This is a genomic window from Kitasatospora sp. NPDC001095 (assembly GCF_053598615.1).
Genome location: NZ_JBSFKQ010000035.1, coordinates 60,669 through 78,588, shown reverse-complemented (window position 1 = coordinate 78,588; position 17,920 = coordinate 60,669). Strand labels below are relative to the sequence as shown.

General features: G+C 71.9%; 16 protein-coding genes and 1 riboswitch. Of the genes, 6 read left to right on the top strand and 10 right to left on the bottom strand.

What is annotated here, in order from left to right:
- Positions 1–501 precede the first annotated feature (501 nt).
- Together ACWDBB_RS25205 and ACWDBB_RS25200 are read left to right on the top strand one after the other, a co-directional pair.
- Complete coding sequence (locus ACWDBB_RS25205; protein ID WP_449791762.1) at positions 502–639, top strand: hypothetical protein; 138 nt, start codon at positions 502–504, stop codon at positions 637–639.
- Entirely contained in the window at positions 636–1,781 is a 1,146-nt protein-coding gene (locus ACWDBB_RS25200; RefSeq protein WP_449791761.1) for a methyltransferase domain-containing protein, read from the top strand. Before ACWDBB_RS25205 ends, ACWDBB_RS25200 begins: the two co-directional genes overlap by 4 nt.
- Here the strand turns inward: ACWDBB_RS25200 and mnmA are convergent.
- Positions 1,771–2,907: a tRNA 2-thiouridine(34) synthase MnmA gene (gene mnmA / locus ACWDBB_RS25195; RefSeq protein WP_449791760.1), complete on the bottom strand. Its 1,137-nt coding sequence runs from the start codon at positions 2,905–2,907 to the stop codon at positions 1,771–1,773. The two genes, ACWDBB_RS25200 and mnmA, sit on opposite strands and share 11 nt — an antisense overlap.
- 35 nt (positions 2,908–2,942) lie before the next feature.
- Positions 2,943–4,124 (bottom strand): cysteine desulfurase family protein, encoded by a 1,182-nt coding sequence (locus ACWDBB_RS25190; RefSeq protein WP_449791759.1) that lies wholly within the window; start codon positions 4,122–4,124, stop codon positions 2,943–2,945.
- A gap of 262 nt (positions 4,125–4,386) precedes the next feature.
- Between ACWDBB_RS25190 and ACWDBB_RS25185 the strand changes: the two genes are divergently transcribed.
- Positions 4,387–5,154 carry an IclR family transcriptional regulator gene (locus ACWDBB_RS25185; protein ID WP_449791758.1) on the top strand — a complete coding sequence of 256 codons (768 nt, stop codon included), beginning with the start codon at positions 4,387–4,389 and terminating at the stop codon, positions 5,152–5,154.
- Here ACWDBB_RS25185 and ACWDBB_RS25180 read toward each other — a convergent pair.
- The 8 genes from ACWDBB_RS25180 to ACWDBB_RS25145 form a co-directional block, all read right to left on the bottom strand.
- Positions 5,060–5,719 carry a trimeric intracellular cation channel family protein gene (locus ACWDBB_RS25180; protein WP_449791757.1) on the bottom strand — a complete coding sequence of 220 codons (660 nt, stop codon included), beginning with the start codon at positions 5,717–5,719 and terminating at the stop codon, positions 5,060–5,062. The two genes, ACWDBB_RS25185 and ACWDBB_RS25180, sit on opposite strands and share 95 nt — an antisense overlap.
- A 163-nt stretch (positions 5,720–5,882) precedes the next feature.
- Positions 5,883–6,929 (bottom strand): ABC transporter ATP-binding protein, encoded by a 1,047-nt coding sequence (locus tag ACWDBB_RS25175; protein WP_449791756.1) that lies wholly within the window; start codon positions 6,927–6,929, stop codon positions 5,883–5,885.
- A 34-nt stretch (positions 6,930–6,963) separates the two neighbouring features.
- Positions 6,964–8,034, bottom strand: a complete 1,071-nt coding sequence (locus tag ACWDBB_RS25170) for an ABC transporter ATP-binding protein (RefSeq protein WP_449791755.1) — start codon at positions 8,032–8,034, stop codon at positions 6,964–6,966.
- A complete protein-coding gene (locus ACWDBB_RS25165; protein ID WP_449791754.1) occupies positions 8,031–9,041 on the bottom strand; it encodes an ABC transporter permease in 1,011 nt (336 codons plus the stop codon). Before ACWDBB_RS25165 ends, ACWDBB_RS25170 begins: the two co-directional genes overlap by 4 nt.
- A 98-nt stretch (positions 9,042–9,139) precedes the next feature.
- Positions 9,140–10,903, bottom strand: coding sequence for an ABC transporter substrate-binding protein (locus ACWDBB_RS25160; RefSeq protein ID WP_449791753.1), 1,764 nt, complete (start codon positions 10,901–10,903; stop codon positions 9,140–9,142).
- 90 nt (positions 10,904–10,993) lie between these two features.
- A complete protein-coding gene (locus ACWDBB_RS25155; RefSeq protein WP_449791752.1) occupies positions 10,994–11,983 on the bottom strand; it encodes an ABC transporter permease in 990 nt (329 codons plus the stop codon).
- A 444-nt stretch (positions 11,984–12,427) separates the two neighbouring features.
- The gene (locus tag ACWDBB_RS25150; RefSeq protein WP_449791751.1) at positions 12,428–13,351 is read right to left on the bottom strand and encodes an enhanced serine sensitivity protein SseB C-terminal domain-containing protein; all 924 of its coding nucleotides are present in this window, start codon (positions 13,349–13,351) and stop codon (positions 12,428–12,430) included.
- A 117-nt stretch (positions 13,352–13,468) separates the two neighbouring features.
- Positions 13,469–14,272, bottom strand: coding sequence for an enhanced serine sensitivity protein SseB C-terminal domain-containing protein (locus ACWDBB_RS25145; protein ID WP_449791750.1), 804 nt, complete (start codon positions 14,270–14,272; stop codon positions 13,469–13,471).
- A 269-nt stretch (positions 14,273–14,541) separates the two neighbouring features.
- Positions 14,542–14,643: riboswitch (glycine riboswitch) on the top strand.
- Positions 14,644–14,873: 230 nt separating this feature from the next.
- Between ACWDBB_RS25145 and gcvT the strand changes: the two genes are divergently transcribed.
- The 3 genes from gcvT to glyA all read left to right on the top strand — a co-directional run bounded on the left by gcvT (position 14,874) and on the right by glyA (position 17,829).
- Complete coding sequence (gene gcvT / locus ACWDBB_RS25140) at positions 14,874–15,995, top strand: glycine cleavage system aminomethyltransferase GcvT (RefSeq protein ID WP_449791749.1); 1,122 nt, start codon at positions 14,874–14,876, stop codon at positions 15,993–15,995.
- 100 nt (positions 15,996–16,095) lie between these two features.
- Complete coding sequence (gene gcvH / locus ACWDBB_RS25135; RefSeq protein WP_449791748.1) at positions 16,096–16,470, top strand: glycine cleavage system protein GcvH; 375 nt, start codon at positions 16,096–16,098, stop codon at positions 16,468–16,470.
- A gap of 78 nt (positions 16,471–16,548) precedes the next feature.
- Complete coding sequence (gene glyA / locus ACWDBB_RS25130) at positions 16,549–17,829, top strand: serine hydroxymethyltransferase (protein ID WP_449791747.1); 1,281 nt, start codon at positions 16,549–16,551, stop codon at positions 17,827–17,829.
- Positions 17,830–17,920: the final 91 nt, after the last annotated feature.

Here is a 17,920-nt window from a genome sequence, read left to right as displayed (position 1 = left end):
CAACGGCCGACTCATCCGAACCGCGCCGAACACCTACAAGATCACCCTCCCCGACGCCTTGACACCGCCGCCCAGTCCTTAACTTCGTGGCATTGCATGGTCATTGCCGTGCGCCGCCCCGCCTCCCGCACGCTCCGCATCCTCGTCGGGGACGGTTCCCGCGCAATGCCGGTGCTGGTCAAGGCCGGGCCCGGGGCCACGTCCGGGCGGGGGCTCGCGATGGTTGACCGCCTCACCCGTGGCCGGTGGGGTGTCACGCCCCTCCCCTTCGGCAAGGTCGTTCACGCCGACCTCTCCACGCCCCACTGACCCCCCGCCCGCGCCGCCGGGCCGGCGGCGCGGGCGGGAACACCGACCCACCTCTCCCCACGCGAAGGAGCACCGCCATGCCCTGGCACGAACCCAAGCCTCCCCCGCCGCCCAACCCGCCGCACCCGCCCACGCCCCGGCCGCCGGACCGGTAGCCACCGACCACCAACCACCAACCACCAAGGAGCACCCATGACGTGGGGAACCGACAAGCCCAGCGACGGCAAGCACGGCGGCAAGAAGGATCCGGGCACCACCAAGCCCTCCCCCGACAGCGCCCGCCCCTCCCCTGAGCCGAAGCACCAGAAGAAGGGCGAGAACAACAAGTGACGCATCGACCGGAGCAGGCCGCGAACAGCGCGCTGCTCCGGGCCGTCGAGGCTTCCCTCGACGGCCCGGTCCCCCGCGAGTGGCAGGCGGCCGTCACGGCCGTCCCCCGCCACCACTTCCTCCCCCACCGCATCTGGCTGCAGAACCCCCAAGGCGACTACGAGCCCTGCGACCTCTCCACCGACCACGACCGCTGGTTCGAGGCGGCCTACGCCGACGTCCCGATCGTCACCCAGGTCAACGACGGCACCGCACCCCCCGACCCCGCCGACGCCTGGCCGTCCTCCGCCGCCTCCGCCCCCTCCATCGTCGTCCGCATGCTCCGCGACCTCGACGTCCGCCCCGGCATGAACGTCCTGGAGATCGGCACCGGCACCGGCTGGAACGCCGCTCTCCTGGCCCACCACCTCGGCGCCGGCCACGTCGCCTCCGTCGAGGTCGACTCCGGCATCGCCCGCACGGCCTGGGCGTCCCTCAACGCATCGGGCCTCAACGTCGAAGTGGTCTGCGGGGACGGCGCCGACGGCTGGCCCCTTCGCCAGCCGTACGACCGGATCGTCTCCACCTGCTCCGTCCGCCGCGTCCCGTGGGCCTGGATCGAGCAGACCCGCCCCGGCGGCACCGTCCTCACACCCTGGGACAACCCCATGCTCTGCTGGGGCCTGCTCAAGCTCACCGTCGAACCCGGCCGGGCCCTCGGCCGGTTCAGCCCGCACTCCGCCTTCATGCTCATGCGCGGCCAGCGGCAGGACCTGCGGATCTTCCGCGACATCGTCCGTGACGACCACGTTCCGGAGGAATCCCAGACCTCCCTGTCCCCGTGGAGCATCACCGGCGACAACTGGGAGGCCAGGTTCGCCCTCGGCCTGCACCTCGGCGACGCCTGGACCGCCTGGGACGACGAGCGGCTCTGGGTCGCGACCACCGACACCCGCTCCTGGGCCGCCGTCGACACCGACGGCGACCACCCCACCGTCTGGCAGTACGGCCCCCGCCGCCTCTGGGACGAGGTCGAGGCCGCCCACCGCTGGTGGGAGGAGCGCGGCTGCCCCGGCCCCGAGCGCTTCGGGCTGACCGTCACCGAGGAAGCGCAGTGGGCCTGGCTGGACCGGCCCGCCCAGGTGCTCCCGCTCAGGCGGTGACGGCCGGGCGCTCCGTCGTGGCGATGGTGGCGGAGCCGACGACGCGGGTGCCGTCGTACAGCACCACGGCCTGGCCGGGGGCGATGCCCCGCACCGGGGTGTCCAGCCGGACCCGCAGCTCGCCGTCGACCACCGAGGCGCTCACCGGCACCTCCTCGCCGTGGGCCCGCAGCTGGGCGGTGTAGCGGCCGTCGGCCAGGGGCTCGGTGCCGCACCAGCGGGGGCGGATGGCCGTCAACGCGGTGACGTCGAGTCCCTCGACCGGGCCGACGGTCACGGTGTTGTTGACCGGGGAGATGTCCAGCACGTAGCGCGGCTTGCCGTCGGCCGCCGGGCGGCCGATCCGCAGGCCCTTGCGCTGGCCGATGGTGAAGCCGTACGCGCCGTCGTGCTCGCCGAGCTTGGTGCCGTCGACGTCGAGGATGTCGCCGGTCGCGGTGCCGAGGTGCTTGGCCAGGAAGCCCTGGGTGTCGCCGTCGGCGATGAAGCAGATGTCGTGGCTGTCGGGCTTCTTGGCGACGGCCAGGCCCCGGCGCTCGGCCTCCTCGCGGATGGCTTCCTTGGTGGTGTCGCCGAGCGGGAACAGCGAGTGGGCGAGCTGGTCGGCGTCGAGGACGCCGAGCACATAGGACTGGTCCTTGGCGGCGTCGACGGCGCGGTGCAGTTCGCGCGAGCCGTCGGGCAGGTCGACGATCCGGGCGTAGTGACCGGTGCAGACGGCGTCGAAGCCCAGCGCGATCGCCTTGTCCAGCAGCGCCGCGAACTTGATCTTCTCGTTGCAGCGCAGGCACGGGTTGGGGGTGCGCCCGGCCGCGTACTCGGCGACGAAGTCGTCGATCACGTCCTCGCGGAAGCGCTCGGCGAGGTCCCAGACGTAGAAGGGGATGCCGATCACGTCGGCCGCCCGCCAGGCGTCCCGGGAGTCCTCGATGGTGCAGCAGCCGCGGGCGCCGGTCCGGAAGGACTGCGGGTTGGCGGAGAGCGCCAGGTGGACGCCGGTCACCTCGTGCCCGGCTTCGACGGCGCGGGCGGCGGCGACGGCGGAGTCGACTCCGCCGGACATCGCCGCGAGCACCCGCAGGCGGCCGGTGGACGGAGTGGTCGGGGCCCCAGGGAAGTCAGTCATGGTGACTACAAGCGTACGGGGCTCCCGTACATGCCCTACCGCCGGACCGAGGCCAGCCCCGCGTTGCGCGCCCGCTGCACGGCGGGCCCGATGGCCTGCGCCAGCGCCGTGACGTCCTCGCGCACCGAGGTGTGCCCGAGCGAGAACCGCAGCGAGGCGCGCGCCAGCAGCGGGTCGACGCCCATGGCGAGCAGCACGTGGCTGGGCTGCGGCACCCCGGCCGAGCACGCCGAGCCGGTGGAGCACTCGATGCCCTGGGCGTCCAGCAGCATCAGCAGCGCGTCGCCCTCGCAGCCGGGGAAGGAGAAGTGCGCGTTGGCGGGCAGCCGGCCCTCGGCCGTCGGGTCGCCGTTGAGGATCGCGTCCGGGACGGCGGCCAGCACCGAGGCCACCAGCTCGTCGCGCAGCGCGCCCAGCGTGACGGCGTGCTCGGCCCGCCGCTCCACGGCGAGCGCCGCGGCGGCCGCGAAGCCGGCCGAGCCGGGGGCGTCCAGGGTGCCGGAGCGCACGTCGCGCTCCTGCCCGCCACCGTGCAGCAGCGGTACGGGTGAGGCGCCCCGGGAGAGCAGCAGCGCGCCGATGCCGAACGGGCCGCCGATCTTGTGCCCGGTGACGGTGAGCGCGGTGAGGCCGGACTCGGCGAAGGAGACCGGGACCTGACCGAGCGCCTGCACCGCGTCGGCGTGCACCGGGATGCCGTGCTCGGCCGCCACTGCGGTCAGTTCGCGGACCGGCTGGACGGTGCCGACCTCGTTGTTGGCCCACATCACGGTGACCAGCGCCACGGCGGCCGGGTCCCGTTCGATCGCCTCGCGCAGCGCCTCGGGGTGCACCCGCCCGTACTCGTCCACCGGCAGGTACTCGACGTCGGCGCCCTCGTGCTCGGAGAGCCAGTGCACCGCGTCCAGCACCGCGTGGTGCTCGACCGGGCTGCACAGCACCCGGGTTCGGGCCGGGTCGGCGTCCCGGCGGGCCCAGTACAGGCCCTTGACCGCCAGGTTGTCGGACTCGGTGCCGCCGCCGGTGAACACGATCTCGCTGGGGCGGGCGCCCAGCGAGTCGGCCAGCGATTCCCGGGACTCCTCGACCACCCGGCGGGCCCGGCGGCCGGCGGCGTGCAGGGCCGAGGCGTTGCCGACCACCCCCAGGTGCGCCGTCATCGCGGCGATCGCCTCGGGCAGCATCGGCGTGGTCGCCGCATGGTCCAGGTATGGCATAACCATCCGATTGTAGAGCGCCCCGTCGCGCGGTCCTCCAGCCCTACGGACCGATCAGGCCAACGGCCGCGCACGCCCCGGGCCGGGGCCGGCGCACCGCTACTACCGGACGGCCGGCGCACCACTACCGGACGGCCGGCGCACCACTACCGGACGGCCGGCGCACCGCTGCCGGACGGCCGCGTCCGGCACTGGTTTGCACCACTGCGCCACCCAGCGGTTAGCCTGACGCCACCAGTCAGCCGGATCCACGGGGAACGCCATGTCGCAGTCGGTCGACCGCGCGCTGACCCTGCTCGACGCACTCGGCGACGCGCCGCTCTCGCTGGAGCAGGCCGCCAGCAGCCTCGGGGTGCACAAGTCCACCGCCCTGCGGCTGCTGCGCACCCTGGAGGAGCACGGCTTCGCCCGCCGCCAGCCGGACCTGCGCTACCGGATCGGCGGCCGGGTGCTCTCGCTGGCCCACCGCGCGCTGGAGGACTTCGACGTCCGGCAGGTCGCCGCGCCGTACCTGGCCGCGCTCAACGCCCGCTGCGGCTACACCGTCCGGCTGGCCGTGCTGCACGACGGCGAGGTGCTCTACCTGGACGAGGTGGCCGGGCCGCCGGGTGCGGAGCCGTCCCGGATCGGGCGCCGGGCCCCGGTCGACGGGACGGCGGTCGGCCGGGTGCTGCTCGCCGGGCTGGCCGCGGACGGCGAGCGCGAGGAGCCCGAGCTGGCGGCGGTGCGCCACCGGGGCTGGGCGGCCGAGTCCTGGGAGCACCGGGAGCCGGTGACCTGCGTGGCCGCGCCGGTCGCGGGCAGCGGCGGGCGGACGGTGGCGGCCTGCGCGCTGAGCGCCCCGGCGAGCGAGGTGCCGCCGGCCGAACTGGCCCGGATGGTGCCGGAACTGCTCTGCACCGCCGAGGCGATCTCGCTCGCGTACGGCGGCTCGCCTACTCCTCGCTGGTGCGAGAACCGTTGCGGTGCCAGGCCCGCGGGGCACGCCAGCCGTACTTCAGCGCGAGCATCCGCAGCCCGAAGGCGGTGAGCGCGGCCGCGGTGCCGGTCACGCCGGTGAGCCGGTTCGCGCCGATCAGCAGCGCGACCACGGTGGCGCCGACCAGGGCCGGGACGGCGTAGATCTCGCGGTCCCAGCGCAGCAGCGAGGGGATCTCCCCGGCCAGGACGTCGCGGATCACGCCACCGCCGGCGGCGGTCACCATGCCGAGCGCGATCGCCGCGACCGCGCCGAGGCCGAAGTCGTGCGCCTTGGCGGTGCCGGTCACGCAGAACAGCCCGAGCCCGAGCGCGTCCAGGGTCTGCACGGCCCGGTTGATCCGCTCGACCTCCGGGTGCAGGAAGAACACCACCAGCCCGGCGGCGAGCGGGGTCAGGAAGTAGCCGAGGTTGGTGAACGCGGCGACCGGGGTGGCCCCGATGACCAGGTCGCGCATCACCCCGCCGCCGAGGGCCGTGGCCTCGGCCAGCACACAGATCCCGAAGATGTCCATGTTCTTGCGGACGGCGAGCAGGCCCCCGGAGAGGGCGAAGACGAATATGCCGACGAGGTCCAGCGACTGCTGCACGTCGGACGGGAAGAGCTGGGATGTCACCGTCCATGTGTACCCGATGTCCCGGAGTGCTCCGGAAAACGCTCATGATCCGGATACGGCCGTCTCGACGAGGAGGCCGCCCGCCCCGGAGTCCCGGGTGGGCGGCCTCTTCGCGTCGAAGGCCTCAGGCCGTGGCGTCGGCCGGGGCGTTCTCCGGGCTGTGCTAGTCGTTCCCCTCGCTGCGCTCGGGGAAGTGGCACGCCACCTGGTGCCCGGTCCCGAGCGTCACCAGCGGCGGCTCCTGGCTCGCGCACACGTCCTGCGCCTTCCAGCACCGGGTGCGGAAGCGGCAGCCGCTGGGCGGGTTGATCGGCGAGGGGACGTCGCCCTTGAGCAGGATGCGCTCGCGGCCCGCGCGCTGGCGGCGGCGCGGGTCGGGGACGGGCACGGCGGACATCAGCGCGGTGGTGTACGGGTGCTTCGGGCTGCGGTAGAGCGAGTCCCGGTCGGCGATCTCCACGATCTTGCCGAGGTACATCACCGCGACCCGGTCCGAGACGTGCCGGACCACCGAGAGGTCGTGCGCGATGATCAGGTAGGTCAGCCCGAGCTCCTCCTGGAGGTCGTCCAGCAGGTTGACCACCTGTGCCTGGATCGAGACGTCCAGCGCGGAGACCGGCTCGTCCGCGACGATCATCTTCGGCTTCAGCGCGAGCGCCCGGGCGATGCCGATGCGCTGGCGCTGGCCGCCGGAGAACTCGTGCGGGTAGCGGTTGTAGTGCTCGGGGCTGAGCCCGCACAGCTCCAGCAGCTCCTGGACGGCCTTCTTGAGGCCGCCCTCCGGCACCGCGTCCTGGAGCCTGAACGGCGCGCCGACGATGGTGCCGACGGTGTGCCGGGGGTTCAGCGAGGAGTACGGGTCCTGGAAGATCATCTGGATGTCGCGGCGCAGCGGCCGCATCGCCCCGACGCTCAGGTGGGTGATGTCGGTGCCCTCGAACTCGATGGTCCCGCCGGTCGGTTCGTCGAGCCGGGTGACGAGTCGGCCCATGGTCGACTTGCCGCAGCCGGACTCGCCCACGACGCCCAGGGTCTCGCCGGCGTTGACCGTGAAGTCGATGCCGTCGACGGCCCGCACCGCGCCGGTCTGGCGCCGCATCAGTCCGCTGCGGATCGGGAAGTGCCGGGTCAGACCGGCCACCTTCAGCAGCGGCTCGCGGCCGGGGGCGGGGGCCGGCGACGGGATCGAAGCCGCCTGAGTGTCCGTCATCGGTTCTCTCCAGAAAGGTGGTACGAGGCCGGGCTCACAGCCGGGGCGCGATCTCTTCGGCGAAGATGCGGTGCCGCTCGCCGGCCGCCAGGTGGCAGGCCGCGAAGTGCCCGGGCGCGGCCTCGGCCAGCACCGGGGTCTCGCTCGTGGAGCGCCCGTCGGTCAGGGCGGCGTACGGGCAGCGCGGGTGGAACGCGCAGCCGGACGGCACGTTGATCAGGCTGGGCGGGGTGCCCTTGACCGGCACCAGCCGGTCCTGGAGCTCCCGGTCCAGTCGCGGCATCGAGCCCAGCAGGCCCCAGGTGTAGGGGTGTTCGGGCGCGTCGAAGAGGGTCTCGGCCGGTCCGCGCTCGACGCACTTGCCGCCGTACATGACCAGGACGTCGTCGGCCAGTTCGGCGACCACCCCGAGGTCGTGGGTGATGATGATGACGGCGGAGCCGAACTCCTCCTGGAGGTCGCGGATGAGGTCCAGGATCTGCGCCTGGACGGTGACGTCCAGGGCCGTGGTGGGCTCGTCGGCGATCAGCAGCGAGGGGTCGTTGACCAGCGCCATGGCGATCATCGCGCGCTGGCGCATGCCGCCGGAGAACTGGTGCGGGTAGTCGTCCACCCGGCGGTCGGGCTGCGGGATGCCGACCCGGTCGAGCATCTCGACGGCGCGGGCCCGGGCCTGCTTCCTGGAGGCCTGGGGGTGGTGCACCCGGTAGGCCTCGACGATCTGCTGCCCCACCGTGTAGTAGGGGTGCATCGCGGTCAGCGGGTCCTGGAAGATCATCGCCAGTTCGCGGCCGCGCAGTTGGCGCACCCGGTCCGGGCCGGCCGCGATCAGGTCCTCGCCGTTCAGCCGGATCTCGCCGCTGATCCGGGCCCGCTTGGAGCGGTGCAGGCCCATGATGCCCAGCGAGGTGACGGACTTGCCGGAGCCGGACTCGCCGACGATGCCGAGGGTGCGCCCCTTGTGCAGGTCGAAGCTGACCCCGTCCACCGAGCGGACCAGGCCGTCGTCGGTGTCGAAGTGGATCCGCAGGTCGCGCACGGAGAGGAAGGGGTCGCCGGACGGGCTCTGCGCGGCGTCCGCCGGGGTCTTCTGGAGGTCGGTCACGAGAGCCTCACCCGGGGGTCGACGAGGGCGTACAGGAGGTCGACCACGAGGTTGCAGACGACGATGAAGAAGGCGGCGAGCAGGGTGACGCCGAGGATCTTGGGCAGGTCGTTGTCGGTGATCGCCTGGACGGCGAACTGGCCGACGCCCTGGAGCGAGAAGACCTGCTCGGTGATCAGCGCGCCGCCGAGCAGCAGCCCGAGGTCCATGCCGAAGATCGTGACGATCGGGGTGAGCGCGGCGCGCAGCCCGTGCCGGGCGACGACCTTGCTCTCGGCCAGGCCCTTGGCCCGGGCGGTGCGGATGTAGTCCTCGCTCATCGTCTCCAGCATCCCGGCGCGGGTGAGCCGGGCGTAGAGCGCGGAGTAGAGGAAGGCCAGCGAGATCCACGGCAGGATCAGGTTGCGGGCCCACATCAGCGGGTTGTCCGTGAAGTCCACGTACTGCAGGTTGTCCAGGATCGGCCACTCGTAGCTGAACAGCGTGAGCAGCAGCGCGCCGGTGAAGAAGACCGGCAGCGAGACGCCGGCGAGCGCGATGCCCATGGAGAGCCGGTCGAAGATCGACTTCGGCTTGAGGGCGGAGACGACGCCGGTGGCGACGCCGGAGACCAGCCAGAGCACGGCCGCGCCGGCGGCGAGCGAGATGGTCGTCGGGATCCGCTTGGACAGCTCGGGCCAGACTTCGAGGTGGTTCTTGAAGGAGTAGCCGAAGCAGGGCACGTGGCAGGTGGCCGGTTCCGGCCCGAAGTTGTACTCGGCGCCGGCGACCAGGCCCTTGAGGAACTTCCAGTACTGGGCGTACAGCGGCTGGTCGAGGCCGAGGTTCTGCTTGACCGCCGCGATCGTCTCGGGGGACGGGCTCTTCCCGATGAACTGGGCGGCCAGTTGGTCGGCCGTCTCACCGGCGATGCGCGGGAGCAGGAAGAAGATCGCGAAGGTGACGGCGCTGACGACCAGCAGCAGCACCAGGGCCGCGAGGATCCTGCGGATGATGTAGGCAAACACAGTTGGGCGGCTCCGGCGGCCCGCCGCCGTCCGGGATCTTCCGGACGGCGGCGGGCGCCGCTGCCTTCACCTGCCTTCAGGGATGCGGAGCCAGGCTCTTACTTGGTGGTGCCGATGTTCAGGTAGTCGTACTGACCCGAGTACGCCGACGTGGAGGCCAGGTTGGTGGCGTTGGACGGGCGGTACAGGAAGACCTTGAAGTAGGTCAGCGGGACGTAGACCGCCTGGTCCATGACCTTCTTGTCGATGTCCGCGTAGATCTTCTCGCGGGCCGCCTTGTCCGGGTTGACGGCGACGTCGTCGATCAGCTTGTTGACCGCCGGGTCGTCCAGCTGGGCCAGGTTGTTGTTGCCGGTGTCCTTGACCGCGCGGCCGTCGACGATCTGCTGGAGGAAGCCGTAGCCGGTCGGCCAGTCGGCGCCCCACTGCATCATCATCAGGCCGATGTTGTGCTCCGCCGCGAACTTCGGCGAACCGGCGTTGTCGGTCAGGTACTTGGACGACGGGTACTGCTGGATCTCGGCGTTGATGCCGATCTTCTTCAGCGCGGCCTGGATCGAGGTCGCGGCGGCGATCTCGGTGGAGCGCTCGGTGCGGGCCGAGATGACGGTGTTGAAGCCGCCCTCCTTGCCGCAGGCCTTCAGGGCGCTCTTGGCCTTGGCCTCGTCGCCCTTGTTGTCCTTGGTCTCCCAGGTGTTGAAGTCCTGGTGGCCCGGGATGTCCGGCGGGAGGACGGTGTTGGCGATCTGGCCGCGGATCGGGCCGCCGACGGCGGTCTGCACCGAGACCTTGTCGATCGCGTACTGGACGGCCTTGCGGCACTCGATGTTGTCGAACGGCGCGAGCTTGGAGTTCATCGCCAGGTAGACCAGCCGGCCGCCGTAGGCGTTGTCGGTGTTGGCCTTGAGCTTCGGGTCCTGGAGGATCTGCGCCTGGGTCTGCGGGTCGACGCCGGTGCCGCCGAGGTCGACCTGGGCGTTGCCGGCCAGCAGGTCCTTGTCGATGGTGGCCTGGTCGATGTTGAACCGGAGCACGATCTTGTCGCCGAGCTGCTTGCGGATCGGGTCGGTGCTCTTGTCCCAGGTCGGGTTCGGCACCAGGACGGCCTGCTTGCCGTCCTCGTAGGACTCGAACTTGTAGGAGCCCGAGGACACGATGTGCTTGACGTAGTCGGCGCCGGTGTCCTTCGCCTGCGGGACCGGAGCGGTCTGCGGCGTGGCGACCAGGTAGTCGAAGTCCGCGAACGGGTGCTGGAGGTGGAAGACGATGGTGAGGTCGTCGGGCGTCTGGATCGAGTCGAGGCCGCCCTCCTTGTCCTTGAACGGACCCTGGTACGGCGTCGGGTTGTCCACCAGCAGGTTGCGGAAGTACGTCGGGCCGTTGGTGAGCACGTCCGTGAAGTTGGAGCGCTCGACGGCGTACTTGACGTCCTTCGAGGTGATCGGGGTGCCGTCGTCGTACTTCAGGCCCGCACGCAGCTTGTACGTCCAGGTCAGACCGTCCGCGCTCGGCTTGCCCTCCGACTCGGCCAGGTCCGGGACGATCTTGTTGCCCTCCTCGCCCGGCGCCGGGTTGAAGGTCGTCAGCGAACGGGCGTACAGGCGCGAGAAGTTGTAGATGTACGCGTAGTACGTGTTGCCCGGGTCGAGCGAGTCCGGGGTGCCCTTCATCTCGAAGGTCACCGTCCCGCCCTTCTTGTCCGAGGCGTTGACGATGCTCTTGGTGGCCGCGTTGGCGCCGCCCCCGGCGGAGCCGGAGGCCGAGGAGGAGCCGCCGCTCTTCGACGAGCTGGTGCAACCGGTCACGACCAGGACCGCGGCGGCAGCCGCCGCGGTCAGGGCGACGGTACGGGACCTACGCATGGGTGAGATCAACCCCTTGGGGATGTGGAGGCGGTGGAGGGTCCTGACGTGGAATCAGTCGATCAGTCAGCGGTGTTCGATGACGCCCGGTCAGTTGCTCTTGGGATCGAGGGCGTCGCGCAGGCCGTCGCCGAGCAGGTTGAAGGCGAGCACGGTGACGAAGATCGCCAGGCCGGGGACCACCATGTACTGGGGGTCCACCTGGTAGTACCGGATCGCGTCCTGGAGCATCCCGCCCCAGGAGGCCTGCGGGGGCTGGATGCCGACGCCGAGGAAGCTCAGCCCGGCCTCGAAGAGGATGTTGGTCGGGATCAGCAGGGTCGAGTAGACCAGGATCGGACCGACCAGGTTGGGCAGCAGTTCCTTGAACAGGATGAACGGGCCGCGGGCACCCAGACTGCGGGCCGCGTGGACGAACTCGCGCTCGCGCAGCGAGAGCGTCTGGCCGCGCACGATCCGGCCCATGTAGGGCCAGTTGAAGAAGCCGATCACGAAGATCAGCACCAGGATGTGCAGCGGCAGGCCGTGCAGGCCGAACGCACCGCCCTGGAGCGAGGTCGAGATCGCGATGGCGAACAGCAGCAGCGGGAACGCCAGGAAGACGTCCATCACCCGGCTGATCACGGTGTCGACCCAACCGCCGTAGTAGCCGGCCATGATGCCGAGCACGGTGCCGATGGTGTTGGACAGGACGGTCGCGCCGAAGGCGACCAGCAGGGAGACCCAGGAGCCCTCGATGACGCGGGTGAGCAGGTCACGGCCCTGCAGCGGGTCGATGCCGAGCGGGTGGTCCGCGCTCATGCCGCCCCAGTCGCCGAACGGCAGGCCACCGAGGTCGGCGTCCAGGAGGTCCTGGTGGAGGGCGTCCGGGTCGAGCCCGAACAACGACTCGATCGGCTTCGCCAGCAGGGCGAGCAGGATCAGCAGGATCACCACGACGCCGCCGGCGACGGCGGCCTTGTCCCGCTTGAAGCGGGTCCAGGCGATCTGGCCGAGGGAGCGGCCCTCGATCTTCTTGGCCGGGCTCTCGGCGGCTGGTGCCTCCGGTTCGTTCCCGGCGGTGGTCACGGATGCGGTCATGGTCAGTTGGTCCCCTCGCCGACGGTGGCCGGCCCACGGGTGCCGGTCGCCGGCTTCGGCGGTGCGGCTGCGGACGTGCGGAAGTGCTGTGGAGGAGCGGTCTTGACGGCAGCGCGTGGTGCACGGGCACTGCCACCACGCGGGATGGGCGTCGCGTGGGCGGGGCTGTCGGCGTGCGCGCTCACCTTTGTGGGGTTCCAGCACGCGCGGTGCGTTGCGCAGAACTCTCTGCCATCCGAACTGACTTGCGCCAGCCCTGCCAACCGACAGATGCCCAACTGTGATCTGCGCACATGCACTTCCCCGATCTTCGGCATATACCTCTTCACATAGCTGTTACTGCCATGTCAAGATGATCTGAGCACACATCCGGAAATTCGTCCGGAAAGCATCGAAGCCGACTTGATGGACAATCAAGTCGGCTTCGCGGAACGGGTTTTGGGATCAGTGCCCGGGGTAGCCGGGCCACGGCCGCTGCGGCTGCTGCTGCCAGCCCTGGGCCGGCGGCTGGGTGCCGTACGCGTAACCCGGCATCGACTGCCCGGGGTACGGCGGCGGGGGCACCGGCGGGTACGGGCCGGTCGGCGGGCGCCCCGCCTCCCGGTCGAAGAACGGCCGCGCGTTGGCGCGCATCCACAGCGCCACCGGGTCGTACTCGTCCGACATCGCCACCGTGGACACCGCGAGCCCCTCGGGGGCCACCGCGATCGCGCGCTGCATCAGCGCCCGCACCGCCTCCACGGCCGGCGGCGAACTCTCGTACAGGTCAAGGCCGATGGCCAGGTACGGCTCCCCCACCGCGGGCTGCACCCAGGCCCGGCGCAGCGCCCGCACCGGACGCACCTCGACGGCCTGCCGCTCCAGCAGTGCGAAGAACGGCTGGGCGTTCAGCTGCGGCTCGCTCAGCTTCAACGGTCCCGCCGGCAGCCGGTCCAGGCCCGCGGCGATCCGCCGGAGGTCCGCCCAGGGCACCCCGACGCCGCCGCCGGGCGCGTGCGGGTTGAGCCACAGGCCCCAGCGGGTGCGGTACAGCGAGGCCGCGATCTCCCGGCCCGAGACCACCTCGTGGGCCCGCGCCCAGCCGGAGGCGGTCAGCTGCTCGGACGAGGTGACGGCCGGCGCGTAGCCGTGGCCGCTGATCTCCATGTTCCCGTACTGGGCGTCCGGGCTGCCCGGCGTGCCGTGCCACAGCAGCATCCAGACCTGGCCGTCCGCCAGCGCGTGCAGCAGCCGCTCGTACGCGTCGTAGCGCTCCGGCGCGACATCGCGCAGGGCGCGCTCCAACGCGCCGGGATCAGCTCCCGGGCGCCCGGCCGGTGCCTGGCCCCAGGGCCCCGGCACACCGCCCGCTCCCGTTCCCGCACTCATGCGCCCACCTCGCCGCGCCTCTTTCCCTCAACCCGCCGACCCGTCGGCCGTCTGCACGCACCCTATGGCGCGGCACCGGCCACCGCCACGGCGACGTGCCTTTGATACGGACCCCGCTCAGACCCGCGCGTAGAACGGCTGCACCCGGGTGAGCAGCCACTCGACCACCGGGTCGTCGGCGAGGTCGAGCAGTACGAGGTGGACGCCGCCGGGCAGCGGCGCGGTTCCCAGGGCTCGCCCGAGTGCCTCGTTCACCGCGGCCGGATCGGCCGGTGCCGCCGGGTTCAGCTGGACGCCCACGAACATCACGGTCGGCTCGCCCTCGATGCTGGCCAGCGCCCTGCGGGCGGTCAGCACCCCGGGCAGCGCCGACAGTTCGCTCCGGCAGGCGGCCAGGAAGTGCTCCGGGTCCTCGCCCGGCACCGGCTCGCGCAGCGCCACCCGCCCGCCGGTCGGCTCCGACGCGTCGCCGGCGCCCTCCCAGCGGTCCGCGCGCGGACCGCGGCGCAGCTCGGCGACCCCCTGCGGCGGCACCGGGATGCCCACCGCCGCCTCCGGGTTCACCGCGATGCCCAGGCCCAGCGGCAGCCCGCGGGCGAACTCCCACACCGGTGCGATCGCGAAGGCCATCCCCGGCGCCTGCTGGAGGAACACCTCCTGCGAGGAGAACACCGGCACGTACGGGTCGCCGCCCAGCTCGATGGTCGGCAGGTCCAGCGACTGCCCCTGCGGGTCGGCCCCGGCCGGCAGCGGCACCCACACCTGGCTGCGCGCCAGCACCTCGATCACCCGCGGCGTCGCGCCCGGGTCCCCCAGGGCCGCGGTCAGCACCTGCTCCAGCTCGTTGGCCGGCCAGGAGCCGCCCGCCGGCGCCTCCTCCGGTCCGCCCCACCCCTGCTGCTGCTCCACCGGGTACCCCATGCGCCGCCGATTCCGCCCTCTGCCGGTCGGCCGCCCACTGCTGCGCCGACGCGCAGCAGTCTAGGGCCCCGGGGCCTTCCTCTTTAGGGCTCGTGTTCGGGTGCCGTCCGGGGCCCGGCCCGGCCTCGCGTCCGGGTGCCGTCCGGGGCCCGTGTCCGGATACCGCGCGGTGTGACCGGGTCCCCCCTCCCCTCGTCGCCCGGGACGTGCCATGATGTGCCCGTCCGACGGCATGCGCCGCGGGCCCCTACAACTCCACACCGGCCGCTCGAACCCGCGCGGGAGAGCCCGGAGTGCCGCTCAGGCACAGCCGGCGCCGAAGGAGCAAGTCCTCCCCGGAATCTCTCAGGCACCCCTACCGCACGGGTTAGGCACATCTGGAAAGCGGCGCACGGCCCTGTCGTACGCCCACCCACGGTGCAAGCCGCCATGCTGTCCCCCAAGCTGGAAACGGCTGCGGGCGGCGGGGCGGTGAAGCTCTCAGGTTCGACGACAGATGGGGAGACCCACGCCGCCGCATGCCCGCGCGCAGGGTCGGCCCCCGAGCGGGTCCGATCCGGTGCGTGCACCCCTGAGTGCCCCGACCGAGGAGTTCCTGGCCATGTCGTCCCTCCGCCTGACCGCGCTCGACGCGCTGCACCGCGCCCTCGGCGCGACCATGACCGACTTCGCCGGCTGGGACATGCCGCTGCGCTATGGCAGCGAGCGCGAGGAGCACCTCGCCGTCCGCACCAAGGCCGGCCTGTTCGACCTCTCGCACATGGGCGAGATCACCGTCACCGGCCCGCAGGCCGGCGAGATGCTGGACCACGCGCTGGTCGGCTTCGTCTCCGCGCTCGGCGTGCTGCGCGCCCGCTACACCATGATCTGCGCCGAGGACGGCGGCATCCTGGACGACCTGATCGTCTACCGCCTGCGCGAGGACGCCTTCCTGGTCGTCGCCAACGCCTCGAACGCCCAGCTGGTCCTCGACGAGCTGATCGCCCGCGCCAAGGGCTTCGACGCCGTCGTCACCGACGACCGCGACACCTACGCTCTGATCGCCGTCCAGGGCCCGGAGGCCACCGGCATCCTGGCGAAGACCACCGACGCCGACCTGCCCGGCCTGAAGTACTACGCGATCCTCCCGGCCCAGGTGGCCGGCCGCGACGTGCTGCTCGCCCGCACCGGCTACACCGGCGAGGACGGCTTCGAGATCTTCTGCCACCCGGTCGACGCCGAGCCCGTCTGGCAGGCGCTGACCGCCGCCGGCGAGGGCCACGGCCTGATCCCGTGCGGCCTGTCCTGCCGCGACACGCTGCGCCTGGAGGCCGGCATGCCGCTGTACGGGCACGAGCTGTCCACCGACCTGACCCCGTTCGACGCCGGCCTGGGCCGGGTCGTCCGCTTCGACAAGACCACCAACGAGGGCGCCTTCATCGGCCGCAAGGCGCTGGAGCAGGCCGCCGCCGCGGCCGAGACCAACCCGCCGAAGAAGCTGGTCGGCCTGGTCTCCGAGGGCAAGCGGGTGCCGCGCGCCGAGTACACCGTGGTCTCCACCGAGGGCGAGCCGATCGGCCGGATCACCTCCGGCGCGCCGTCCCCGACGCTCGGCCGGCCGATCGCGATGGCCTACGTCGACGCCGCCCACGCGGAGCCCGGCACCACCGTCGCGGTGGACGTCCGCGGCAAGCACGAGCCCGTCCAGGTCGTGGCGCTGCCGTTCTACAAGCGCGCCCGCTGAGCCTTCGTCCCGCCCCCGTTTTTCCCATACACGCACGTCGCAGCCGTCCGCGCGGCGGCCCGCTTCGTCGTGCCCGCTTCCCATCCTGGAGAATGACGCCATGAGCAACCCCCAGCACCTGCAGTACACCAAGGAGCACGAGTGGCTGACGGCCGCCGAGGACGGTGTCTCCACGGTCGGCATCACCGAGCACGCCGCCACCGCGCTCGGTGACATCGTCTACGTGCAGCTGCCCGCGGTCGGCGACACCGTGACCGCCGGTGAGACCTGCGGCGAGCTGGAGTCCACCAAGTCGGTCAGCGACCTGTTCTCCCCGGCGACCGGCGAGGTCACCGAGATCAACCAGGACGTCATCGACGACCCGGCCTCCGTGAACGCGGACCCGTTCGGGAGCGCCTGGCTGTTCAAGGTGCGCGTCGAGGCCACCGACACGCTGCTCAGCGCGGACGAGTACACCGCCTTCATCGGCGGCTGACCAGCCCGTGACCGGGCGGGCCGCTCGCCGGCCCGCCCCCACCGTCCCTCCGCTCTCCTCCACCGGGAAGACCACACCATGACGGTTCTCAACCAGTCCCTGCACGCCCTCGACCCGGAGATCGCCGCCGCGGTCGACGCCGAGCTGCACCGCCAGCAGACCACCCTGGAGATGATCGCCTCCGAGAACTTCGCCCCGGTGGCGGTCATGGAGGCGCAGGGTTCGGTCCTCACCAACAAGTACGCGGAGGGCTACCCCGGCCGCCGCTACTACGGCGGCTGCGAGCACGTCGACGTGGTCGAGCAGATCGCGATCGACCGCATCAAGGCCCTGTTCGGCGCCGAGCACGCCAACGTCCAGCCGCACTCGGGCGCGCAGGCCAACGCCGCCGCGATGTTCGCGCTGATCCAGCCGGGCGACACCATCCTGGGCCTGAGCCTGGCCCACGGTGGCCACCTGACCCACGGCATGAAGATCAACTTCTCCGGCAAGCTCTACAACGTGGCCGCGTACCACGTGGACGAGAAGACCGGCCAGGTCGACATGGCCGAGGTCGAGCGCCTCGCCAAGGAGCACCAGCCGAAGCTGATCATCGCCGGCTGGTCGGCCTACCCGCGCCAGCTCGACTTCGCCGCGTTCCGCCGGATCGCCGACGAGGTCGGCGCGCTGCTCATGGTGGACATGGCGCACTTCGCCGGCCTGGTGGCCGCCGGGCTGCACCCGAACCCGGTGCCGTACGCGGACGTGGTCACCACCACCACCCACAAGACCCTGGGCGGCCCGCGCGGCGGCGTCATCCTGTCCAAGGCCGAGCTCGCCAAGAAGATCAACTCCGCGGTCTTCCCCGGCCAGCAGGGCGGCCCGCTGGAGCACGTGATCGCCGGCAAGGCGGTCGCCTTCAAGATCGCGGCCTCGGAGGAGTTCAAGGAGCGCCAGCAGCGCACCCTGGACGGCGCCCGCATCCTCGCCGAGCGCCTGCTCCAGGCCGACGTGGCCGAGGCCGGCGCCAGCGTGCTGTCCGGCGGCACCGACGTCCACCTGGTCCTGGTCGACCTGCGCAACAGCCAGCTCGACGGCCAGCAGGCCGAGGACCGGCTGCACGAGGTCGGCATCACCGTCAACCGCAACGCGATCCCGAACGACCCGCGCCCGCCGATGGTCACCTCGGGCCTGCGCATCGGCACCCCGGCCCTGGCCACCCGCGGCTTCCAGGCCGAGGACTTCCGCGAGGTCGCCGACATCATCGCCGAGGCGCTCAAGCCCGCCTTCGACGAGACCGTCGCCGCCGCCCTCAAGGCCCGGGTCACCGCCCTGGCCGACAAGTACCCGCTGTACCCCAACCTGGCCAACCAGGAGTAGTCCTTCCGGGGCCCGGTCGGGCTCAGGATCAGGTGACCGGCCTCACCCCGCCGGCGCACCTGGGGACCCCGGGGCACCGCGCACACTGGAC